Below are 17425 nucleotides of genomic sequence, written 5' to 3'. Positions count from 1 at the left end.
ATTATTTATTTATTATTAATTAGATAGTTAATAATAAGTTTGAAGTTGCTGTATTAATTAACAAGAGATAAGAAGAAAGGGATTTGTTAGAATCTCTTTTAGGTCATTAGCAGTTTTAAGACATTCTTTTAGAAGACGAGGTTGAATGTTAATCCCAATCGATGAGTTTTCACATCTTTATCTTGTCTAAAATAGCGGTATTCTAGTCCCAAGTCTGTATCGCAAAGAAGAGGATAAGAGAGTCCGACGATGAGTTGTCCGGCCAGTCCATTCTGAGTAGAGTCATGTTTACGCTTGGCATAGCCAAAAATCCAAGAGTCGGTGCTCTTATAGTTCCAATGCGTATGAGTATGCGCATATCCGATGCCAGCTCCAATATAGGGCTGTACAAAAAGGTAGACAGGCAAATAGAACAGTCCGTTGCCCATGCAGGACCAAGTGGAAGTGGCGCCATGGATGCGGGGGTTATGGAATCCCAATTTGACGGTATCTAACGCTGTCCGTTGATAATTGACTTCTCCTTCAAATCGAAGATAGCAAAGTTGGTAGCCGATTGCGCCGCCAAGGTAATAGCCTGGTTCAAATTTAAAAGTGGCATGCGAATGAGATTGTCTTTCGGAGAAGCAGACTCCTCCGCGGACGCCGGCATATACGCCTTTGCCTAGGCTATCGAAGAGGAGGGCATGGGCAAAATGAGTGAATAAACTTCCCATTACGAGCAAACAAATAAAAATGAATTTTTTCATTATCCCTTCAACAGTTAAGGCGTATTTGAGTTAAAAAAAATCATCTTAACTCAAAAAGAGATAATTGCGAAGAGAATTTGGAGCTCGGCATTTAGCGCGAGGAGGTCATTTTAACTTTGTCCCTCAATGAACGACTCCAATCGCTTGCTTCCTTTGCGCGCATGGCCGCCTTTCGCTCCTATCTCTCGATAAAAATCCGGACCGTATTTGGAAGCCACAATCAACCCCCCTTTACGGCCAGCCTCTTGGCGGCTCATTTGGGACCGGCCTCGAGAGCGATAAAGGTCCGTGCCATACTTAGAAGAGACTGCTCTACTCGCTTTTTGGCCGGTTCTTTGGCGGTTTGAATAACTTCCTCTTGTTGCCATAGTCAACTCCTTGTTTTTTGAATACCACAGCGACAGATGACAAGAGATTATAGTGCGGGTTGTCTGAGGAGTGTCCAAGAGTTGAAATAAAAGAAGCAAATTTCGGAACTCGAAGGAGACGGATGAATGCCTCATCTTTTTTTGATTTATGAAATATGGAAATGAATAGCAAGCAGAAAAGAGAAAAATACCGAGGTCAATTCCAATTACTTTCTGAATGTGCCTCGGTAAAATAGAGAGCTCCTAAATCAATCCAATAAAAATTGCCCCTCCCTCTTACTTAAAACTTTCTTCTGGATTTCTCTGAGATAGATTGCGCAGATGAATGACTTCGCCTCCTAGGCCGTGAAAGTTTAAGGTATTAAAAAGGTCATCCTCATTTTTTAAGGCGGCGGATGTAGGAAAAAGAGCCAAAGCAAGATCGGAAGTCTTTTTACTTAAGTAATTGCAAACATTTTCTTTGATGACCTTAATGGGCGTATCTCGTCTAATTAGCTTAAATTCAATTATTTTAGGCAGCTTATCGCCAAAATTGTCCAATACAAGAATGCCGCTAAATAAAGGCTCTTTATGTAGCTTTTCGCACGTTTCTATAGCCGGATACTCGCTGGGAAGAATTAATAGAATGTTTTTTTCTTGCCATTCTGTTTGAATGAGCCGGATATTGGTTTGACATTCTTCCGAAGAATGGTGTTGGCATGGATGAGAGGTAATGGGATTCATATTTATCCTTATAAGAAATAATTAATTAAAGGTTATATTTTGTTTTAAATTGATTAACAGCTCTTTCCAAATCTTGGCACCGATCCCAGACACTATCAATAAATGCTTCCTCTTGACCTGGAAAAGCTAAAGACGCGTATTTTCCAAATATCTCTTTTATTTCATCTTTTTTTAGATTTTTAATCGAGCTGATCGTTTGTTGAATAATGGGTGCTGAAAAATCGATTGCGACTTGCTTGCTTTTTAATTGATCTCTCAATAGGGCGTGAACATGAACGCTTTTATCTTCTTGCAAGTCATCAAAGTTTGGCTGGTGGGTAGGAAGGCTCGACTCGATTCCCAGAGCGGCATGCGGTGTTTGGACACGGCTTCCCTTAAAATATTTAAAGGCCTGTCCTTTATCAAAACCCACGACATTTCCCTGTTTATCGATACCAAAATTATGAGGAAAGACGTCCGTATTTGATATAATCCAATCGACTAGACTATGAGCAAATAATTGCTCGAGTTGGGGTTGGGTGAGTTGTTGGATATTAAAAGACCTCTCATCGCTTGCTCCAGGGGTTCCTATTGCACCCGGCAAGTTCGTTTTACTAAAGTCGAGGGCTTCCTGTCCTAGGCCCTTCACTTGATTCCTTTCTGCTCGATAAGACGCAGGAATCAAATTGCCCATCATGCGATTGGCTAGGGAAGAAGCGGCTATTTCTGCCTCTATCACGATGTCTTTTTGCCCGCCTCTAAGAGGCTTAAAGAAAATGTTCTTATTCAAGTGATTGTCAAAGACGATACATCTGCCTTGATCGTCGATTTGCTTAATAACAGGACCATTGAGCGAAAGAGAAGGAAGGCTTTTATTTTTATTCCTAGCTTCAATCAAGGTGTGACAAATATTTTTATCGTGTTTAACATTAAGCATATTGATTGCTTCTTCGGGTTCAACTAATACCATGAATTCACTTTCCCATCCGGCCTCTGTTGGCGTTCCTCCTGCCCGGTTTGCAATATAATATCTCTCAATGCCACTCGGCTTTTTATAATCTGTTAACAGCGATTGGATGTCTCCCAGCATTCCCGTTTCTTCATAAAGCTCTTTAAGCGCATTTTGCTGCAAAGAAAGCCCTTTCTCTAATCCTCCCTTAGGAAAAGAATACGCATATCCTCCAAAGTTGTTTGCCACTTTTCTAATCCAAATCCTACCGTCAGGCTCTTGTAAAATAATTCCCGCTTTAACGGGCAAAGCAAATCCCTGATCGACAGAGTAGCCCACATCCTGTATAAAAGAAATATTCAGAGGGGCTTCATTGAGCGCCTTATCTTTAATTTTTGTGAAATAGGCTTTAATTTGAGGGTTTTCCGGTTCATGGCGAGAAGCTATTTCTCCAATGACCTCTTTTAATGAACTGAAGTCTACATTTCCCATTTTGGGAGGAAGGAAATCCGATTTCTTAAACACTTGAATGTTGGGATTTTCTTTTGCCTTCCAGGTACTATGAACGGGACCATTAACGGAGGTTTTTACGACATCTCCTTGAATATTTAATTTATATTCCTTACTTAACTGCAAAAGATTGTCATTTCTTACAAAGATGATTTCCGTGTTAGAAGGGTAGGTGCCATCATGTTGTAAAAAATTAAATTCTTTTTGAAGCTGATCAAAGCCCTTATTAATTTGCTCATTGGTAAATCCAAAGTGACGAAGGGTCGATAGGGGCATGATGGAAATGCCGGACGCATCATCTGTTAATTGACAGCCTAAAGCGATAGGGTATTCATCTCCTAAATAGGCAGGCTCTCCTTCGCTGAAGTAAATGCCTCGGTCTCCCATTTCATTGATTCCCCATGGGCCTAATACAGCAGACGGATCAAGACCTGTCGCTGGAAGAGCAGGGTTAAAAATAATCCCTTTCTCTTTTAAACTCTCAATTTTTGCTTTTTTCCCTGCCGTAGATAAGATCATTCCCTTTTTTAACGTTTGAGGAATGGCAAGGGCATAAATAGGATTATCTGGAAAATGAGTCTTAACAAATTCTACTTTTGCTTTAGTTAATTCTGTATGCTGATCAATTAATTGCTGCTTTTCGTCTAAGATCTCTAATTTACGGGCCCCGATAGGCTCATTCGTGTATTGATGGGATAAACTTTCAATTTGCTCTCGCAAAACTAAGATGTCTTGATTGATTTTCTTAAGCTCTGCGCTCTCTATGAAAGGTTTGGCTATCTTTACCGTGGCGACAGATTCCGTTGCTTCCTGTTTCTCTGTTTCCGCTATTTTTTCATCCGACTTTGGAATGCCGCTTTCTGCTACTTTGGCTTCCAATGAGGTTTTTTCTGGAACGGCTTTTTTGGACGGGATTGTTTGGGACAGGGGAGCCTTTGGTTTATTCAGTTCGGGTAATTTTGTCTCTGATTCCGATCCGGCTGTTTTTCCTTCGGGCGTTTGATCCACGAACTGCGGAGAGGATAAAAAGCCCTTTCGAGAAGCTAATTCTTCTTTGAGAGGCTTGGACTGTTGCGGTTTAGAGGTAAACACGGCATCCTCTTTAGTCACAGCTATTCTATGAATTTTAGAGCTTGTATCTTGTCCCTTTTCTGTCGGTTGAAATAATTTAACTAAAGAGCGGAATACTGCCACAGCCGGTAAACCTAATAAAGGAAGAGTTAATAAAGCTATTGCGCCTGTGGCAAGAATAACGGCAGCTGCTTGTTTTGCTGATAAGTTTGAAAAATCATTTACTGCATGATATGAAGAAGATAAGGGATTTATTATATTCATATAGACCAATTTGATTTATTTAATATTGGTTCTATTTAAATTATAATAAAAAATTTGTTTTATTATTATAAAATAATATCTTTTAACATTATGTTGTTAATGTTAGAATATTTTAAATTAAAATTATTTAGTGATGATTTATTTGCGTATTTTGTAGTAAATGTTCGATATGTTAATTGATTAATCTATTTTCATTCACAGTAGCAAATAATAGAACAAAATGATCCTTATAATCGATCCTAGACTTTAAGAGGATTGTTAGAATTAGCTGTTCTTTATGTAAATTTAATTTTAAATTAATAAAAATCAGCTATATTACTTTCACTTATATTGAGTATAATTATTAGATTAACAAAGGCAAGGATAATGGGAATAAATTTCTTTACTGCGATAAAATATGAAGAGTCAGACCGATCATTCAGCCATTCCCTTCTAGAGATAGTTGATAATTACTTCTATTTAGGTGGAAAAAAAGCGCACGTCATACAAAGCAAAACGAAAGACGGAAAACAGAAGGCTGTGTTAGCTGATACGGATTCGTCTATTTTAGCTAGGGTGGCCAAGGTTGTCTCTTATTTCACAGTGGTTATTCCCACCTTCCTGTTAGTGGCCAAGCTCATTTTGCGTTCTACTCATTCTTTTAAGATTATTGATCCCAAATTAAAATTAGAGAAGGGGATGAATATTCCTGCGGATACCATCGTGAAGCTTCAGCGTTTAATGGCTCAAATTGAGGAAAGGGGAGATGAGATAGAGGATAAGGATACCCTTGTATGGCTATCCCGAGGAAATAACTTAATCTTCAAATTAGTAGACGCTCCTAATCTTGTTTTTAAAATGGCTCCGCCGCATCGCTCCGTTGCTCGAGGCGGAAGACTATTGGATGCAAAAGCTATTAGTGAAGAGCGTTTTGCCAATATGATTAAAGCCAAAGGGGTGTGCCTCACTCATCAACTCGGGCAGCTCATCATTCCCCATGCCAAAAAAGTAGATATTAAAGTTAACAATGCTAAATACACGCTGATTGCAGAAGAGACCCTTGATTTTAATCCAACAGAAAGCGCTCAGGAGGAATTGTATCATCAACAGGCTAGTCAGTTAAATGAAACAGTCCGCCAGCTCGCTACTTTTGTTGCGAAAACACAATTCAATGATGTGGCATGGCGTAATATTCCTATTCTCAATGAGGCGCCGGAGTTTCAAGGCTCTAGGCGAGTGGGTTTGATTGATCTTGAGCATATGGATAATGGGGTGACCGGTTTTACTGGCGAAAGGGCGTGGGGAGGGAATGGCAGCCGAGGCTTAATCGCTTGCGTCTCAGAAGAACAAATTGGCACTGTAATAGAAGAAGCTAATAAGCAAGTCGTTAATCTGCCTGAAGGAGATATTCAGGAGGCAAAAGAAAGCAGGCTAAAAGAATTAGAATCGAATCAGCAATTACGGGAGTTCTATGAAAGAAAAGGGATTCGAACAGGCAAAGAACCTATCCAGGTTGATGTAGACACTTTAGATTTAAATTTAACGGAAGAAGGACAAATTAGCGTAAGGATCGGGTGGGATGAAACAAACAGAAGGGTTAAATGGGAAAAGCAAAAAGTGACTTTAAGACAGGCAGCAGAACAGGTCATTGCCAAAATCAACACGCTCCTTCAAGAAAGTTCTGATCAAGCCTCCATAAAAGGGAAGCGCTATTTTCTGCTGGATAGGGAGGAAGATCTATTTAACCAATATGATCAACTTGGCTTTGATTCGAATAAACCTTCAAAGGAAGAACAAGAAAAACACATTTGGCTGCGCCGTATTATCCGAGCCCTTATTGATAAAGGCCACCTTTTCAAATTGGATAAAATCAACGGTTATGGCCTATACATTCAAGCGTAATCAGCTTTAAGCCCTTTCTTTGGGAATGGGCCTTCTAAACTGTTATTGATAAAAAGAGAGATCAAGCATTTGGTCTCTGATTAAAGAGATCGCTGGCTTGAGTCATCGCTAGCCAGCTCCTTTTTCTCCTCCTCAAGAAGCTGCGGGGCAGCAGCCTGGATGGCTTTTTTCTTGGCATATTCTTCTTGAACGCGTGCAGATCGCTTGTAAGAATCTATTTTCCCCCGAATGATTTGACCAATGGCTAGCACAGCGAAGAAGGCGATGCAGCAAACAAGTACTCCATTTATAAATAACCGCTTTGCTTTTTCGAATTTTGTCTCTGGCACGACTTTGCTTTCAGAAAAATCCATAGAAAAGCAGAATTCCGACTTTTCTAAAGCCTTGGTCAATAATTGGCGATGCTCGGACAGCTCTTCCACTTTAATGTGATCGGATAAGCTGAGGTATTCAAAATCAAAAATAAATGTCTGTTTATCAGCCTTTAAACGAATCCAATAGCTGAACGCCTGATTGGAAAAATGCTGCTCGTCTTCGGTTTGCTCCCACTCTTGGTCGGATCGGATCACCTGATAGACGTCTTTTCGGTGCACGGGAAAAGACTGGAAGAGCGGGTGCGTGCGCTCGGGATTAATGAGCGTGGTGAGATAAGCGTGAAGGTTATGGGGGAAGATACTGGCTGTACCAAGTGTGCTTGCTTCGTCCTCTTTGATGAAGAAACTCTCCAAAGAATAGCATTCTTTTGTCGTAAAAATATTCTCTTCGCGGTCATCTGTGATCTCAAGCGGCCGCGCTGCCTTTAAATTGCCCAGCAGATTGGCGTAGGCATGCTCATAATGCTGGGATAGTTTTTCCTGCCCTGTTCTTTGATAATACCCCCGCATATAATCCGCTTCAAATCCCCTATAGATCGATTTGACTTCCATTAACGTGTCTTTCTCGGATTGGAGGAAGAAAGTGGTTAAAAATTCCGCGTGGCCGAATAGGGAAGCTTGGATAGGAGTCAGGGCTGTTGTTTCAGGTTTTAAAACCAGGCCATAGCGAAAATCGGCACAATAATTGCCAGGCAAAGAGCCGCCTTGATGGCTACGGGTGGAATCGATCCAATAGGTCTTTCCGTTCATCACAATCTGCAAAATGGCATGGCTGAAAAGCGCATGTGAAGGTAGATGATGGGGCAAGGTATGGGACAAATGGAAATTGACCAGGACGGGATAAGCCTCTATCTCTAGCAAGGCGAGAAGGATGCGCAATAGCTGGGTCTTATCTTTGCAGTCGCCATAGCGATTTTTAAACACCTTGACCGGATCGCTTGGCGTAACGGAGTTAATCCCGTCTTCTATGCCCAAGTAGCGCACTTTATCTTGAACAAAGCGGACGGCGCATAAGGCCTGCTCTTCTTTTGAGGCGAAAGCCTGCTGCCATTCCCTGGCTAGTTCGATCATCTCTTGCGAACAGCATTCCTCTAAGCGAGGGGAAGAAAGCCGGAATAGTTTGAGGCCCCATTCAGCAACGGTTTGCCAATCAGGAAAAGAAGAGATTTGGACATAGGGATAGCTTTGATGCCAAACAGGCTGGCCATCTTCATAGGGAAGGCCCTTAAGGGAAGATAAATGCCAGAGCCATTCCTTGCCGCTGTCATTGCCCTTAAGGACAGGCCTGACATCAGTCAAATAATGATAAAAAGAGAGGGGATGCCCATCCCGTTCGATGAGGCGAATGAAATAGTGCTCGACGGATTCGGAAAAGCCTAGGTAAAAAGCATAGCCAAAATGCGGGCTGACGGCGGGATTGCAGCCTTCAACGGAATAAGCGTATTCAATGAAATCTCCCTCTCGCACATCATCTAAGAAGATAACAGCCGATAAAAGACCGTCATATAAATGCTGTTCGAGATCTTGCTCTCTTTGGATCAGGCGGATATGAGCGGTTTGCAGCTTATCTAGGCAGGTATTCCCGCGGTAATGGCGCAAGGTATGGATCTTTAAGGTCTGATAGGAAGGGTCGAAAGACATGCGCAATGTAGAGAACTGCTGCACATCCGCATCGTTGGCTATTCGATAAATCAAACGATAATATTTAGCTTCTTTTTGCAAATGCATTTGATGCTCCACCAAAATCATGCGGCTTTGCGTGGAACAGGATTGTCCGCCTTCAAATGGCCATAAGGGAGCTATCCAGTCAGGAAGAGGAGACAGCAAATCATCTTTTAGGCTATTGAGCTGGGGAAGGAATGGCATATAAGACCTTCACTTTAAAGAATAGTGCTTAAACAGAATAAGGAAGGAATGAAAAAAATGAAATGCTCTTCTATTGCTATGCCTGATTTTAAGCAACTTGATAGCCATTGCTTGATAAAGAGAGGATTGTCAAAATCTAATCATTTTATGAATAAAAGATTAAATGATTTCAATATTGAAATAGATCAGTATTAAACAAGATAATTGCGATGAAATAATGTATTTGATAGTATAACGCTCAAATTTCTTTCAAAGGAAAGGTACGCACTAAAGTTAGATTAAATAATATCTGTTTAATTGCTTTGGCACCTTTTTCACTTATTCTCTTATATAAATCTAATTTTAACCAGACATTAGAGTTACTGTCTCTAACTGTTTGGTGAATGATCGTATTTAGATTTTTTATTAAAATTTACTCGTTACATTTATTTTTTTTACAGCATTATAAAAATTCTTTTTTGATAAAGGTAATTATGAATGTCAATTTATCTGACCTCCGTTTATATGATCCACGCGGTATTTTGCCAAAAATTGGAACTAAACCTGATGAAGTGAACTTAAATCGCAGAGCGTTTGCACTTGGGATGTTTAGCCTGGCGACGATAGGGGGCCTGTGCGTACGCATGCATGGAGATTCGAAATATGAATGGATAGGAAGACTAATGGTGGATTGGGGGACGAGTTCCTTGAAGGTCTCTTGCACGATAGAAAATAAAAATTATAGTTGGCTTCATTCTGCTACAAATGGGGCCTTGTATGCTGCCACTAATCTCGTTTCATCAGGGGTCAATAAAGCACTGGGGTATACGACTAATAAAGTATTGGGCTGTGCCACCAATCCTAACGTATCGAATGCGCTTACAGCCGGGTGTATGAATATGGCATTAAAAGCGATAGAAGGGGGAATGAAAAAAAAATTAAAGCCTAAAGAGCTTCTGGCAGCAGGCGCAAGCAGCGCAGGCGTGTCTTTGGTCGGATCCGGAATAAATGCGATTGGCGGAGAGAGTGCTTCAGGCATTGTAATTGGAGGGACCTTTGCAGGAGCTACCACTGCTATTCTTCAACGGGTAGCGGATGCAGCTTTAGGAGAATCAAGAGAGGATAACATCTTACGAGATGGCCTCTTTGGTGCTTTAAATGGAGGGGTCAATGCCATTCCATCTGCACACAGAATTTCCAGGTTAAGTAAGGCGGCACAATCTGCAACCAATCAAGCTTCAAAACCGGCTCCAACTTCTCGTACCACAGCATCTGCTATCGAACAGGAAAGGCTAGCGCTTGCTCAAGAGAAAGCGGCTCTTGATGCCAAAATCGCCGCTTATAACCAAGCCAAGGAAGATGCCACTGAATTTGTTAAAAGCTGCGTTAATGTGGGTTATCAAGATAGAGCGAGATGGAGAAGAGGAAACGAGGAGCAAGCTATTCTAGATATTCTTAATGGACAAAAAGTGTCTTTCAGACAGGGTAGTTTTATTACTTCCCAAGAACAAGCTCCCATCTCCTATCCTGAGCAAGAAGTGCAAAACTATTTAGCAAGATTAGCTAGATTTAATCAATTATCAAATAGCTTGAATAGCCCACCACCGGCTCCCGGGCTTAGCCAATCGTCTAACCCCCTCCCTGCATGTAATAATAAACAGTCAGCGTCCCGGCCTCTAGAAAGGGAACAGCCTGGCTATCCATTTCAACTTCCAGGAGATAGAGACGAGCCTTCTGGCGATGAGAGAGGGGAGACTGTCGGTGAAAATCATGTACGCCAGGCAGGGACTGATACGCCTCTAGAGCCAGGAGAAGGCGAGAAGGAAGCGCCGGAAAATGAAAATCCAAGCAGAGAAACTCGTTTGAAGACCTCTCTAGATCTTGATGAAAGAGAAGAAACTATTGAAGACTTCGATCCCATCATTCTACAAGAGCAGATAGCAAGCTTGGTAGAAGAGGCAGAAGCTGAAAAATGGAATGAACGAACCAGTTTCTTTGAAGAGGGAGAAAAAGACGTTCAAAAAGAGGAGTATATGGAGTTGTTGCAAATCAGCCCAGAAGAGAAAGCTGACCGGCAGCCTATTCTAGAAGACGAGCGGCCCTCAAATAAGCCTTTTCTCCTCGCTGATGAGACGGAAAAGAGCCTGCCTGCGGTTGCAGATGCAATGAAATATAAGAGAAAACGCAACATTGCAGCTAGGATAAGAAAATATCGTAGAGAACTTAAGTCACAAGATATCACTCAAGAACAGGCTATAAAAATTCAAGAGAAAATTGATAAATTGGCGGCGAAGTTGGAAAATTTGAAAAAGTAGGGATGCGCTCTTCTTAGGCCTGTAAATGCCTCTGAAATAGCTATTGCTAATCCTGGCACTCAATTGGCAGCTTGATAGCTGTTGGTTGAGTGCTATTTAGCTGTATTTGATATCTTAATATATAGAGATTCATTTTGCTATTTTTCACACTTTTTTTCACGACAAGCCTCTAAAACATTCTACAATGAACAAAAAGCCGCAACATTGATAGGATTGCAACTCACAAAGAATAAAATGTTAAATATTATTCTTTGCTGTCAGTTTAGAGATGGGTGGCATTGGCAATGTTCTGCCCAATTTTTAAAGATATAAAGAATATTAACTAAATTGCAAGGGCCTCCGGCTCCTTCAAATTTTCCATTTCTTACAAAGCAATGAAACCAATCATTTTGGCTTTTTTCTTCTTTTATTTTTTCAAATGAGTGATCTTTAAAATGCGTTCCTTCCAAATCTATGGTTATATGCCAACCAGGATTATCTATAGTGTGAATAGTTATATTTTCATTATGCTCCCACTCTCCGTCACAGTATTGTTGGTACCAGTTTTGGAGCCATAGTATCAGTTCTAATTGATTTATTGTCATGGTATCTCCCATGGTTCTGGTAGTTGCTCCAACCATTTGTGTCACCTAATTGATCGACAATTTGAAATGTATCATTTATTGTGTTTCTGCAGTAAAAATTTAAGTCTTCACTGCACTGTGGTAACTTCATTCACAAACTAACTCTTTCTATCTAATTTTAAGATTCCTTTTGATTGCTCTCCGCCCATTCCCTAAAAATCTGCAAGATTTCTGGTAAATTTAATGGTCCGCCATATCCTTCAAAAAATCCATTTCTAACTCTACAAAAAATCCAATCGTTTTCTGTGCATTCGTTATCAATATCTTGAAATTTTTTATCTTGCAAATCAGTTTCCTGAATACTAATTTGAATGCTCCAACCAGGATTGTCTAATGTTTCAATTTTGACTCCAAATTGATGTTCCCAGTCTCCATCACATTCCTTATAATACCATTTTAACAACCAAATTAAATTATCATTCATGATTTATTTCCCTTATTTAGGTATTTCCCATGTGTCAGCAGGTCTAACTCTCCACCGCAAGGAGGGATCATGTAGTGAGGTTCATCTTTTTCTTGTAAAATTTTATTAAAATGACGGGGTGATGTTTGACGTGAGCAAGAGTTGAATAATCAAATCTCCTCCAGATTCAATTTTGAAGCAATCTGAGTAGGCCATAAAAATGAGACAAGGTCAAATTTATTGTTATAAAATTCCCATTTTCTTTTCTCAGTTAATTCTTATACAGGAGGTAATGGAGTATTGTTTGTAATTAATGCCTTATAGGATTCTTTTAAATTTTTAATAAAATTTTGAAGTTCAAAATCCCATACAATTTTATTACTATCATTTAATAGATTAATTCGATATTCGTTGGTTAATTTAAAGTGACTTATAAAAAATAAATTTTTTTGTCTATGTTTTAGAATCAAAACTATTTTATCGTTGGTAGATTCGCTCTTTCTAACTTGAAAGTTATTTGTATCAATAATAGGTGAGCAATGATTCGATAGGGGAAGATGTGTTTGGTTTAACCCTTTTAAAGTATTATATGCTAGCTCCAAAACTTCAATAAAATTTCTATAATTTAACTGAAAAATAACTTTCCCATAATTAAAAAAATTAATATTAGCTTCATCAAATCCCTGTTCACAGTCTAGGACTGCTATGGTATTACTATCGTATTTAAAAAAGATGATTAATCTTTCATAATCTATATCACTAGCTACAAGTATTTTAAAGTCGTTATCATTTTGCATCTATAAAACTTCTAGGAGAGTGTATTAAAACTCAGTCATTAGTCATCAATCTGGTCTTATCCTATTTTTCAAAGGGCAACCTGATTAACTCTATCTATTGGAAAGAGTCTTACTGATAAAACCTTGTCAATAGGGTTTTTAACAAATAATTTTTCTTTTTCAGCCTAGTTATCTTTTCAATAATACAGCTAATGCTCTCTTATTGAATTGAAATGGCTGGGATCACCTGCTTGTCAACAGTTTCTAATTATTAATTTATTTACTCTTCAATTTTTTTAGATTCGGTTAAATTTTTTTTTGCAGATAGGAGAATATTTATTAGATCATCTAGATAAAATATCCAAGATGAACTTTTAGCTGGTGGAAATATTTCTATCTCCATCTTATCTATGCCTTTTTCTTGCGAAACTGTTGCAAATGTATTATTTTTATGAACTATATCTGCAACCATTTCTTCATAGTCTAAATCACTGCATAAACGGACTTCAAAATTTTTCTCCATTTGAACTCAAAGGTATGTAAGCCAATCAGGCTTATTGATTTTAATATACATTTTTGCTTCGTACTGAGCATTGGGATGCAGATTTTTATAAGATACGAGATCTAACTGGTTTCTTTTAACCCAAATTTGTGCGATTGATTCCCCACATACATCCATAATCGAATACTCTTCTTTTAAATCGCTTGCAACTGTAAGAAGAGCATTTAAAGCTTGATCATTGTCAAAATTACCTAGATCTATTGCTGCATCATCTCTTTCTGAGATAGAAGCTGTTTTATCTAATAAAGTTTTCACCAGGCAATTCAATTTATTCTCGTCTAAATTAAGATTCATAAGATTTCATCAAATTGATTTCTTTTTATCCAAATCAAACCTATAAATTCTCCTCATGAATTCAAAATAATATTCCCCTATTTGGGATTAAGTGCAAGCGTTAACAAGGTATTTAAAGCCCGTTTATAAACTTCGTAACCAATTTACTCTTCTACAAGGGAATATCAAACTAAAATTCGATTGGCATAGATAAAGGAAAAGCCTGCTCGACTAAACAAGCTACGTGAATCAAGTATGGACAGTCTTTCTGGTGATTGCAGAGGATGTTAAATTCCTTCTTTTAAGAGCCAAGCTAGGGGTTTTAATACTGCCTATAAAACTAAAACTTTTCTTTCTCATTAGAAGAGTCTAATATTTCAAAATTCAAACAAAAAATATTTATTATACTATTCGTGGAATTAGTCTCTATTCTAAAGCATTTTAGATTATCGAGAAGGACTCCTACTTTTGACCATTTTTCTCGAATAAAATTTAATTCTTTTGAATCAAAAATACATTCCGCAGTCAAAATGGATTCACAGGCTATAACACCAAAATTCATATTTGCGGTTAAAGCATAGCAATCCTTAAATTCAAGGATAGAAGATTTATTATCCTCTGGCCAATCTATTAAAAGTCTAACAATGTCACGTTCACCAGGGGTTCGTCTATCAATAAAAATAAATTGCAAATTAGCATCATGCCAAGGCAAATCATTGAAATTCATATTCATGGTTTAAATCCTGGATCGATTGGTGGATCAATTCTTAATCTTTCAACAAATTTTCCGTTCACATATTCTCCTTAGCTTCCTGATCTATTTACATTTTCTAATGACTTGGAATTTGATATTTTGCATTGGGTGGAAGAGCGACACCTCTGGAGTTACATGGATGATTCTTTGAGCTTGTTCTATTGATCCTTTTCTTGATAAAGATTCAATTTAACCTATTTCATCTGTAAATACGAGAGAAAATAGAATAATTTCATTGTCTTTTACTGGATATTTTTCAATGTATTTCTTAGAAACTATTTTACTTCTTAAATAATATTCTTCTCTTTTTTCATTAGCTTTAGGATCACACGACCAGTTATCCGATAAAGGAATAATATTTTCATCTTCAATTTTATAAACATTTCCTCCTAATATTCCAATGTCATCAAACATAATTGAATTAATTAAATTTTTGATGTCTTCTTGATTCCAAGCCAAATCTCTAATCCCTATTTTTTCTAAAGAAACTGTTCTTGCTAAAATTTTTTGTTTAATTTCTGATTTAATCATCTTTTACTCTTGTTGTATAATTAATTTTCAATAAACAATCTATGGTTAATTGTCTTATTATTTTCTATAATTCACTCGAAATGTCCAGTTCTACCTGATATCCACCAGATAAGATAATTTTTATTCGCTCTATGCCATCTCGGCCTGTAATTAATTCTTGTCTACCATACTTAGCCTAATTATCTACAATCAATTTATGGGGGTGGTGCAGCGGATTTCCGGATCATAGTAGCATCTGCCAAAGTAAATCTAGCTCATCTCTAGATCAACTCGTTTGTTGGCATAGCGTCAGGGATTGCCGACTTGTGAAGCGACTATTTCTTTTTTATTGGCATTGAGGATAGGCTCTTGGCCAAAAGCGATGTATCGATAAGCTTGCCAAGCTCATCTTAGCATCGAGCAGGCAAGCGACATGCCCTTGATGATTGTGCAGGGGAGCGAACAAATGCCCATTTAGCTCTAATGTAATGGCGCGCCAAGCTCGGCGTCATGACTATTGCCTAGCAAGCGAAATTCTTGGATGGCTAATTACAGTAGATCAATGAGAGCTTTTCTAACTATTAGTACTTCCAACAACTATTTAGGATTGTCAAAATTTGCAATTAATTCACTTTATATTTGAGCAATTTTTTTTTGATCTTTGTTTTTATAAAAATGATAAAATTTCTTATTTTAACTCAAATTGTTTGATCCAATCTGGTTTTCTACTCTCTACTACAAAATAAATGCCATCTCGAGCATCTTTAACTAAAGAATAATAGGATTTCTCATCAAATTGATTTCTTCTTACCCAGATAGAACCGATAGATTCTCCACAGGTTTCCAAAACAGTAGTACTTTCAGTCGGATCTTGAGCTGCTTTAATTAAAGCATTTAAAACATAATCACTATCATATTTTTCTAAATACATGGCGGCATCATCTTTTTCTGTAATAGATGCATTTTTATCAAATAAAATTCCGACGAGTAATTTTTCTTTTTCTTCTAGTATAATAGTTTTTTTTAGAATTGTTACATTAATTAGAAAAATTGGCATCTTTTATATTCAAATATATTTAGTCCATTCCGGTTTGTTATTTCTAATATACATTTCAGCTTCCGTTTTAGCTAAACTTGGTAATTGATCATAAGCTATCTTATCAAAAGAATTCTGTTTTATCCAAATTTGGGCAATAGATTCTCCACATGAGCTTAAAATAATATTATCTTCTTTGGGATTAAGTGTGATGGTTAACAAAGCATTCAAGGCTCGTTTATCATTAAACTTTCCCATAGCCATCACTGCATCATGTCTTTCATCTTCTCTTGCTTCATTATCAAATAAAATAGAGATAAGCAAATCAATTCTGTCAGGCATAAATCTCCATAAATTCATTATCTGAAATTAATAAGGAAAATCTAAAGGAATGTGTGTTCCTATTTCCTCTCCACCAATTTGCCCAGTAAAAGGATTAATATAATAATTTCCTCCTTTTTCTAATCTTGCATCAAATCTTGGAATTTGGCTACCTAGCTCTAAACCTGCTCTACTACTAGCTTCGGGTTTGATCAAAAGTCTCCATTCGAATTTATCATCTATATAAATTCCCCATTTTTCTGGTCGTCCATCATTAGGGAACCTCTTCCAACCTTTACTTTTAGCCCAATTGCGTAAAATTCTTATATTGTTTTTTCCTTCTGCAGTTAAATTGCGGGCCGCTTGATGAAAATGGTTTAACTGTTTGGTCCCCTTCAAAGAAAAAGTGGATTGTTTGCCAATAGATTTACTAACAAGTTTATATGTTTCAAAGGATGCATATCTTGCCACGCCCGTTAGGCTTCTTGCAATACCATACCCAGCATAGATAGCGCTTCCCACCTCTAGTGCTATGAAAGTGGCCTGGCGATAGGTTTGATAGGCAGGATGATTTGCATGCTCCGTTCCAAAATGAGCTTGTAGGAAGTCTTCGCAAGCTACACATTGATTTGTTACTGTATTATGATGATCTTGTAAGATTTGTTCTCTTTCGTTTTGAGAAAGATTTAAACTATCAAGGCCGCTTAAAAAGCACATTTCCTGTATGCCGAGGAGTTGGCAAATTCCATAGTCCCAAAAAGCGTGAGCGGCTCCTACACATGTCGCTTCCATTTCTGCTTTATCATGGAACGTATCAAAATACTCGAAATCCTGATCGTAGATAGGATGGTCGGCCGGATCTCCTTGATAATCCTCTTCGAATAATCCATAAGCGTCGAAGGCGCTTAATGGATTATGGTGCAAATAGGCATAGCGGTTGGGGCCATCGGCAAAGCCTAAGGGATCTGGCGTGGTCCAGCGGCCGATTTCCGGATCGTAGTAGCGTCTGCCAAAGTAAATCCAGCCGGTTTCCGGATCAACCCGCTTGCTGGCATAGCGCCAAGGATTGCCGACTTGTGAAGCAGCTATGTCTTGTCCATTGGCATTGAGGATGGTCTCTTCGCCAAAAGCAGTGTAGCGAT

General features: G+C 38.4%; 17 protein-coding genes. 2 read left to right on the top strand and 15 right to left on the bottom strand.

The genetic code is table 11. The features are described from left to right. Positions 1–128: 128 nt before the first annotated feature. From BN3769_RS08800 to BN3769_RS08785, 4 genes are all read right to left on the bottom strand, one after another. Complete coding sequence (locus BN3769_RS08800) at positions 129–746, bottom strand: outer membrane protein (protein WP_068469682.1); 618 nt, start codon at positions 744–746, stop codon at positions 129–131. A gap of 110 nt (positions 747–856) precedes the next feature. Beyond that, complete coding sequence (locus BN3769_RS15050) at positions 857–1114, bottom strand: KGG domain-containing protein (protein ID WP_068469679.1); 258 nt, start codon at positions 1112–1114, stop codon at positions 857–859. Positions 1115–1390: 276 nt separating this feature from the next. After that, the gene (locus tag BN3769_RS08790) at positions 1391–1837 is read right to left on the bottom strand and encodes a hypothetical protein (protein ID WP_068469677.1); all 447 of its coding nucleotides are present in this window, start codon (positions 1835–1837) and stop codon (positions 1391–1393) included. A 25-nt stretch (positions 1838–1862) separates the two neighbouring features. After that, the gene (locus tag BN3769_RS08785; protein ID WP_068469675.1) at positions 1863–4610 is read right to left on the bottom strand and encodes an NUDIX hydrolase; all 2748 of its coding nucleotides are present in this window, start codon (positions 4608–4610) and stop codon (positions 1863–1865) included. A gap of 366 nt (positions 4611–4976) precedes the next feature. Between BN3769_RS08785 and BN3769_RS08780 the strand changes: the two genes are divergently transcribed. Continuing rightward, positions 4977–6491, top strand: coding sequence for a DUF648 domain-containing protein (locus BN3769_RS08780; protein WP_068469672.1), 1515 nt, complete (start codon positions 4977–4979; stop codon positions 6489–6491). A gap of 80 nt (positions 6492–6571) precedes the next feature. Here the strand turns inward: BN3769_RS08780 and BN3769_RS08775 are convergent, their stop codons facing one another. After that, on the bottom strand, positions 6572–8731 hold the full coding sequence (locus BN3769_RS08775; protein ID WP_068469670.1) for a DUF3857 domain-containing protein: 2160 nt from the start codon (positions 8729–8731) through the stop codon (positions 6572–6574). A gap of 473 nt (positions 8732–9204) precedes the next feature. On the opposite strand from BN3769_RS08775, the gene BN3769_RS08770 reads away from it, so the two are divergent. Next, positions 9205–11025, top strand: a complete 1821-nt coding sequence (locus tag BN3769_RS08770) for a hypothetical protein (protein ID WP_068469668.1) — start codon at positions 9205–9207, stop codon at positions 11023–11025. Between the two features lie 257 nt (positions 11026–11282). Here BN3769_RS08770 and BN3769_RS08765 read toward each other — a convergent pair whose 3' ends face one another. The 10 genes from BN3769_RS08765 to BN3769_RS08720 form a co-directional block, all read right to left on the bottom strand. Beyond that, the gene (locus BN3769_RS08765; protein ID WP_068469908.1) at positions 11283–11609 is read right to left on the bottom strand and encodes an immunity 53 family protein; all 327 of its coding nucleotides are present in this window, start codon (positions 11607–11609) and stop codon (positions 11283–11285) included. A gap of 157 nt (positions 11610–11766) precedes the next feature. Next, a complete protein-coding gene (locus tag BN3769_RS08760) occupies positions 11767–12072 on the bottom strand; it encodes an immunity 53 family protein (protein ID WP_068469666.1) in 306 nt (101 codons plus the stop codon). A 257-nt stretch (positions 12073–12329) separates the two neighbouring features. Then, positions 12330–12848, bottom strand: coding sequence for a hypothetical protein (locus BN3769_RS08755; protein WP_068469664.1), 519 nt, complete (start codon positions 12846–12848; stop codon positions 12330–12332). A 259-nt stretch (positions 12849–13107) separates the two neighbouring features. Beyond that, positions 13108–13350, bottom strand: a complete 243-nt coding sequence (locus tag BN3769_RS08750) for a hypothetical protein (RefSeq protein ID WP_068469663.1) — start codon at positions 13348–13350, stop codon at positions 13108–13110. A gap of 6 nt (positions 13351–13356) precedes the next feature. Then, positions 13357–13683 (bottom strand): hypothetical protein, encoded by a 327-nt coding sequence (locus BN3769_RS08745; protein ID WP_068469661.1) that lies wholly within the window; start codon positions 13681–13683, stop codon positions 13357–13359. 319 nt (positions 13684–14002) lie between these two features. Further along, positions 14003–14395, bottom strand: a complete 393-nt coding sequence (locus tag BN3769_RS14480) for a hypothetical protein (RefSeq protein ID WP_079989489.1) — start codon at positions 14393–14395, stop codon at positions 14003–14005. 210 nt (positions 14396–14605) lie between these two features. Beyond that, positions 14606–14947: an Imm40 family immunity protein gene (imm40, locus tag BN3769_RS08735; RefSeq protein ID WP_068469659.1), complete on the bottom strand. Its 342-nt coding sequence runs from the start codon at positions 14945–14947 to the stop codon at positions 14606–14608. Between the two features lie 667 nt (positions 14948–15614). Beyond that, positions 15615–15983 carry a hypothetical protein gene (locus BN3769_RS08730; RefSeq protein ID WP_068469657.1) on the bottom strand — a complete coding sequence of 123 codons (369 nt, stop codon included), beginning with the start codon at positions 15981–15983 and terminating at the stop codon, positions 15615–15617. A 9-nt stretch (positions 15984–15992) separates the two neighbouring features. Then, positions 15993–16304: a hypothetical protein gene (locus BN3769_RS08725; protein ID WP_068469656.1), complete on the bottom strand. Its 312-nt coding sequence runs from the start codon at positions 16302–16304 to the stop codon at positions 15993–15995. Between the two features lie 27 nt (positions 16305–16331). Next, a partial coding sequence (locus BN3769_RS08720; protein ID WP_195155566.1) for an RHS repeat-associated core domain-containing protein occupies positions 16332–17425 on the bottom strand: 1094 nt, incomplete at its 5' end.

This window comes from Candidatus Protochlamydia phocaeensis (assembly GCF_001545115.1).
GTDB classification, from domain to species: domain Bacteria; phylum Chlamydiota; class Chlamydiia; order Chlamydiales; family Parachlamydiaceae; genus Protochlamydia_A; species Protochlamydia_A phocaeensis.
Note: the sequence above shows the minus strand (reverse complement) of the source record. Positions and strands in the feature narration are given on the sequence as shown.

What these genes read in the sequence shown, in the direction of transcription:
- BN3769_RS08800 (WP_068469682.1), bottom strand. Translation starts at nt 746, where the DNA reads ATGAAAAAATTCATTTTTATTTGTTTGCTCGTAATGGGAAGTTTATTC.
- BN3769_RS08760 (WP_068469666.1), bottom strand. Translation starts at nt 12,072, where the DNA reads ATGAATGATAATTTAATTTGGTTGTTAAAATGGTATTATAAGGAATGT.
- BN3769_RS08785 (WP_068469675.1), bottom strand. Translation starts at nt 4,610, where the DNA reads ATGAATATAATAAATCCCTTATCTTCTTCATATCATGCAGTAAATGAT.
- BN3769_RS08775 (WP_068469670.1), bottom strand. Translation starts at nt 8,731, where the DNA reads ATGCCATTCCTTCCCCAGCTCAATAGCCTAAAAGATGATTTGCTGTCT.
- imm40 (WP_068469659.1), bottom strand. Translation starts at nt 14,947, where the DNA reads ATGATTAAATCAGAAATTAAACAAAAAATTTTAGCAAGAACAGTTTCT.
- BN3769_RS08725 (WP_068469656.1), bottom strand. Translation starts at nt 16,304, where the DNA reads ATGCCTGACAGAATTGATTTGCTTATCTCTATTTTATTTGATAATGAA.
- BN3769_RS08790 (WP_068469677.1), bottom strand. Translation starts at nt 1,837, where the DNA reads ATGAATCCCATTACCTCTCATCCATGCCAACACCATTCTTCGGAAGAA.
- BN3769_RS08750 (WP_068469663.1), bottom strand. Translation starts at nt 13,350, where the DNA reads ATGGAGAAAAATTTTGAAGTCCGTTTATGCAGTGATTTAGACTATGAA.
- BN3769_RS08755 (WP_068469664.1), bottom strand. Translation starts at nt 12,848, where the DNA reads ATGCAAAATGATAACGACTTTAAAATACTTGTAGCTAGTGATATAGAT.
- BN3769_RS08745 (WP_068469661.1), bottom strand. Translation starts at nt 13,683, where the DNA reads ATGAATCTTAATTTAGACGAGAATAAATTGAATTGCCTGGTGAAAACT.
- BN3769_RS15050 (WP_068469679.1), bottom strand. Translation starts at nt 1,114, where the DNA reads ATGGCAACAAGAGGAAGTTATTCAAACCGCCAAAGAACCGGCCAAAAA.
- BN3769_RS08765 (WP_068469908.1), bottom strand. Translation starts at nt 11,609, where the DNA reads ATGACAATAAATCAATTAGAACTGATACTATGGCTCCAAAACTGGTAC.
- BN3769_RS08730 (WP_068469657.1), bottom strand. Translation starts at nt 15,983, where the DNA reads ATGCCAATTTTTCTAATTAATGTAACAATTCTAAAAAAAACTATTATA.
- BN3769_RS08780 (WP_068469672.1), top strand. Translation starts at nt 4,977, where the DNA reads ATGGGAATAAATTTCTTTACTGCGATAAAATATGAAGAGTCAGACCGA.
- BN3769_RS08770 (WP_068469668.1), top strand. Translation starts at nt 9,205, where the DNA reads ATGAATGTCAATTTATCTGACCTCCGTTTATATGATCCACGCGGTATT.
- BN3769_RS14480 (WP_079989489.1), bottom strand. Translation starts at nt 14,395, where the DNA reads ATGAATATGAATTTCAATGATTTGCCTTGGCATGATGCTAATTTGCAA.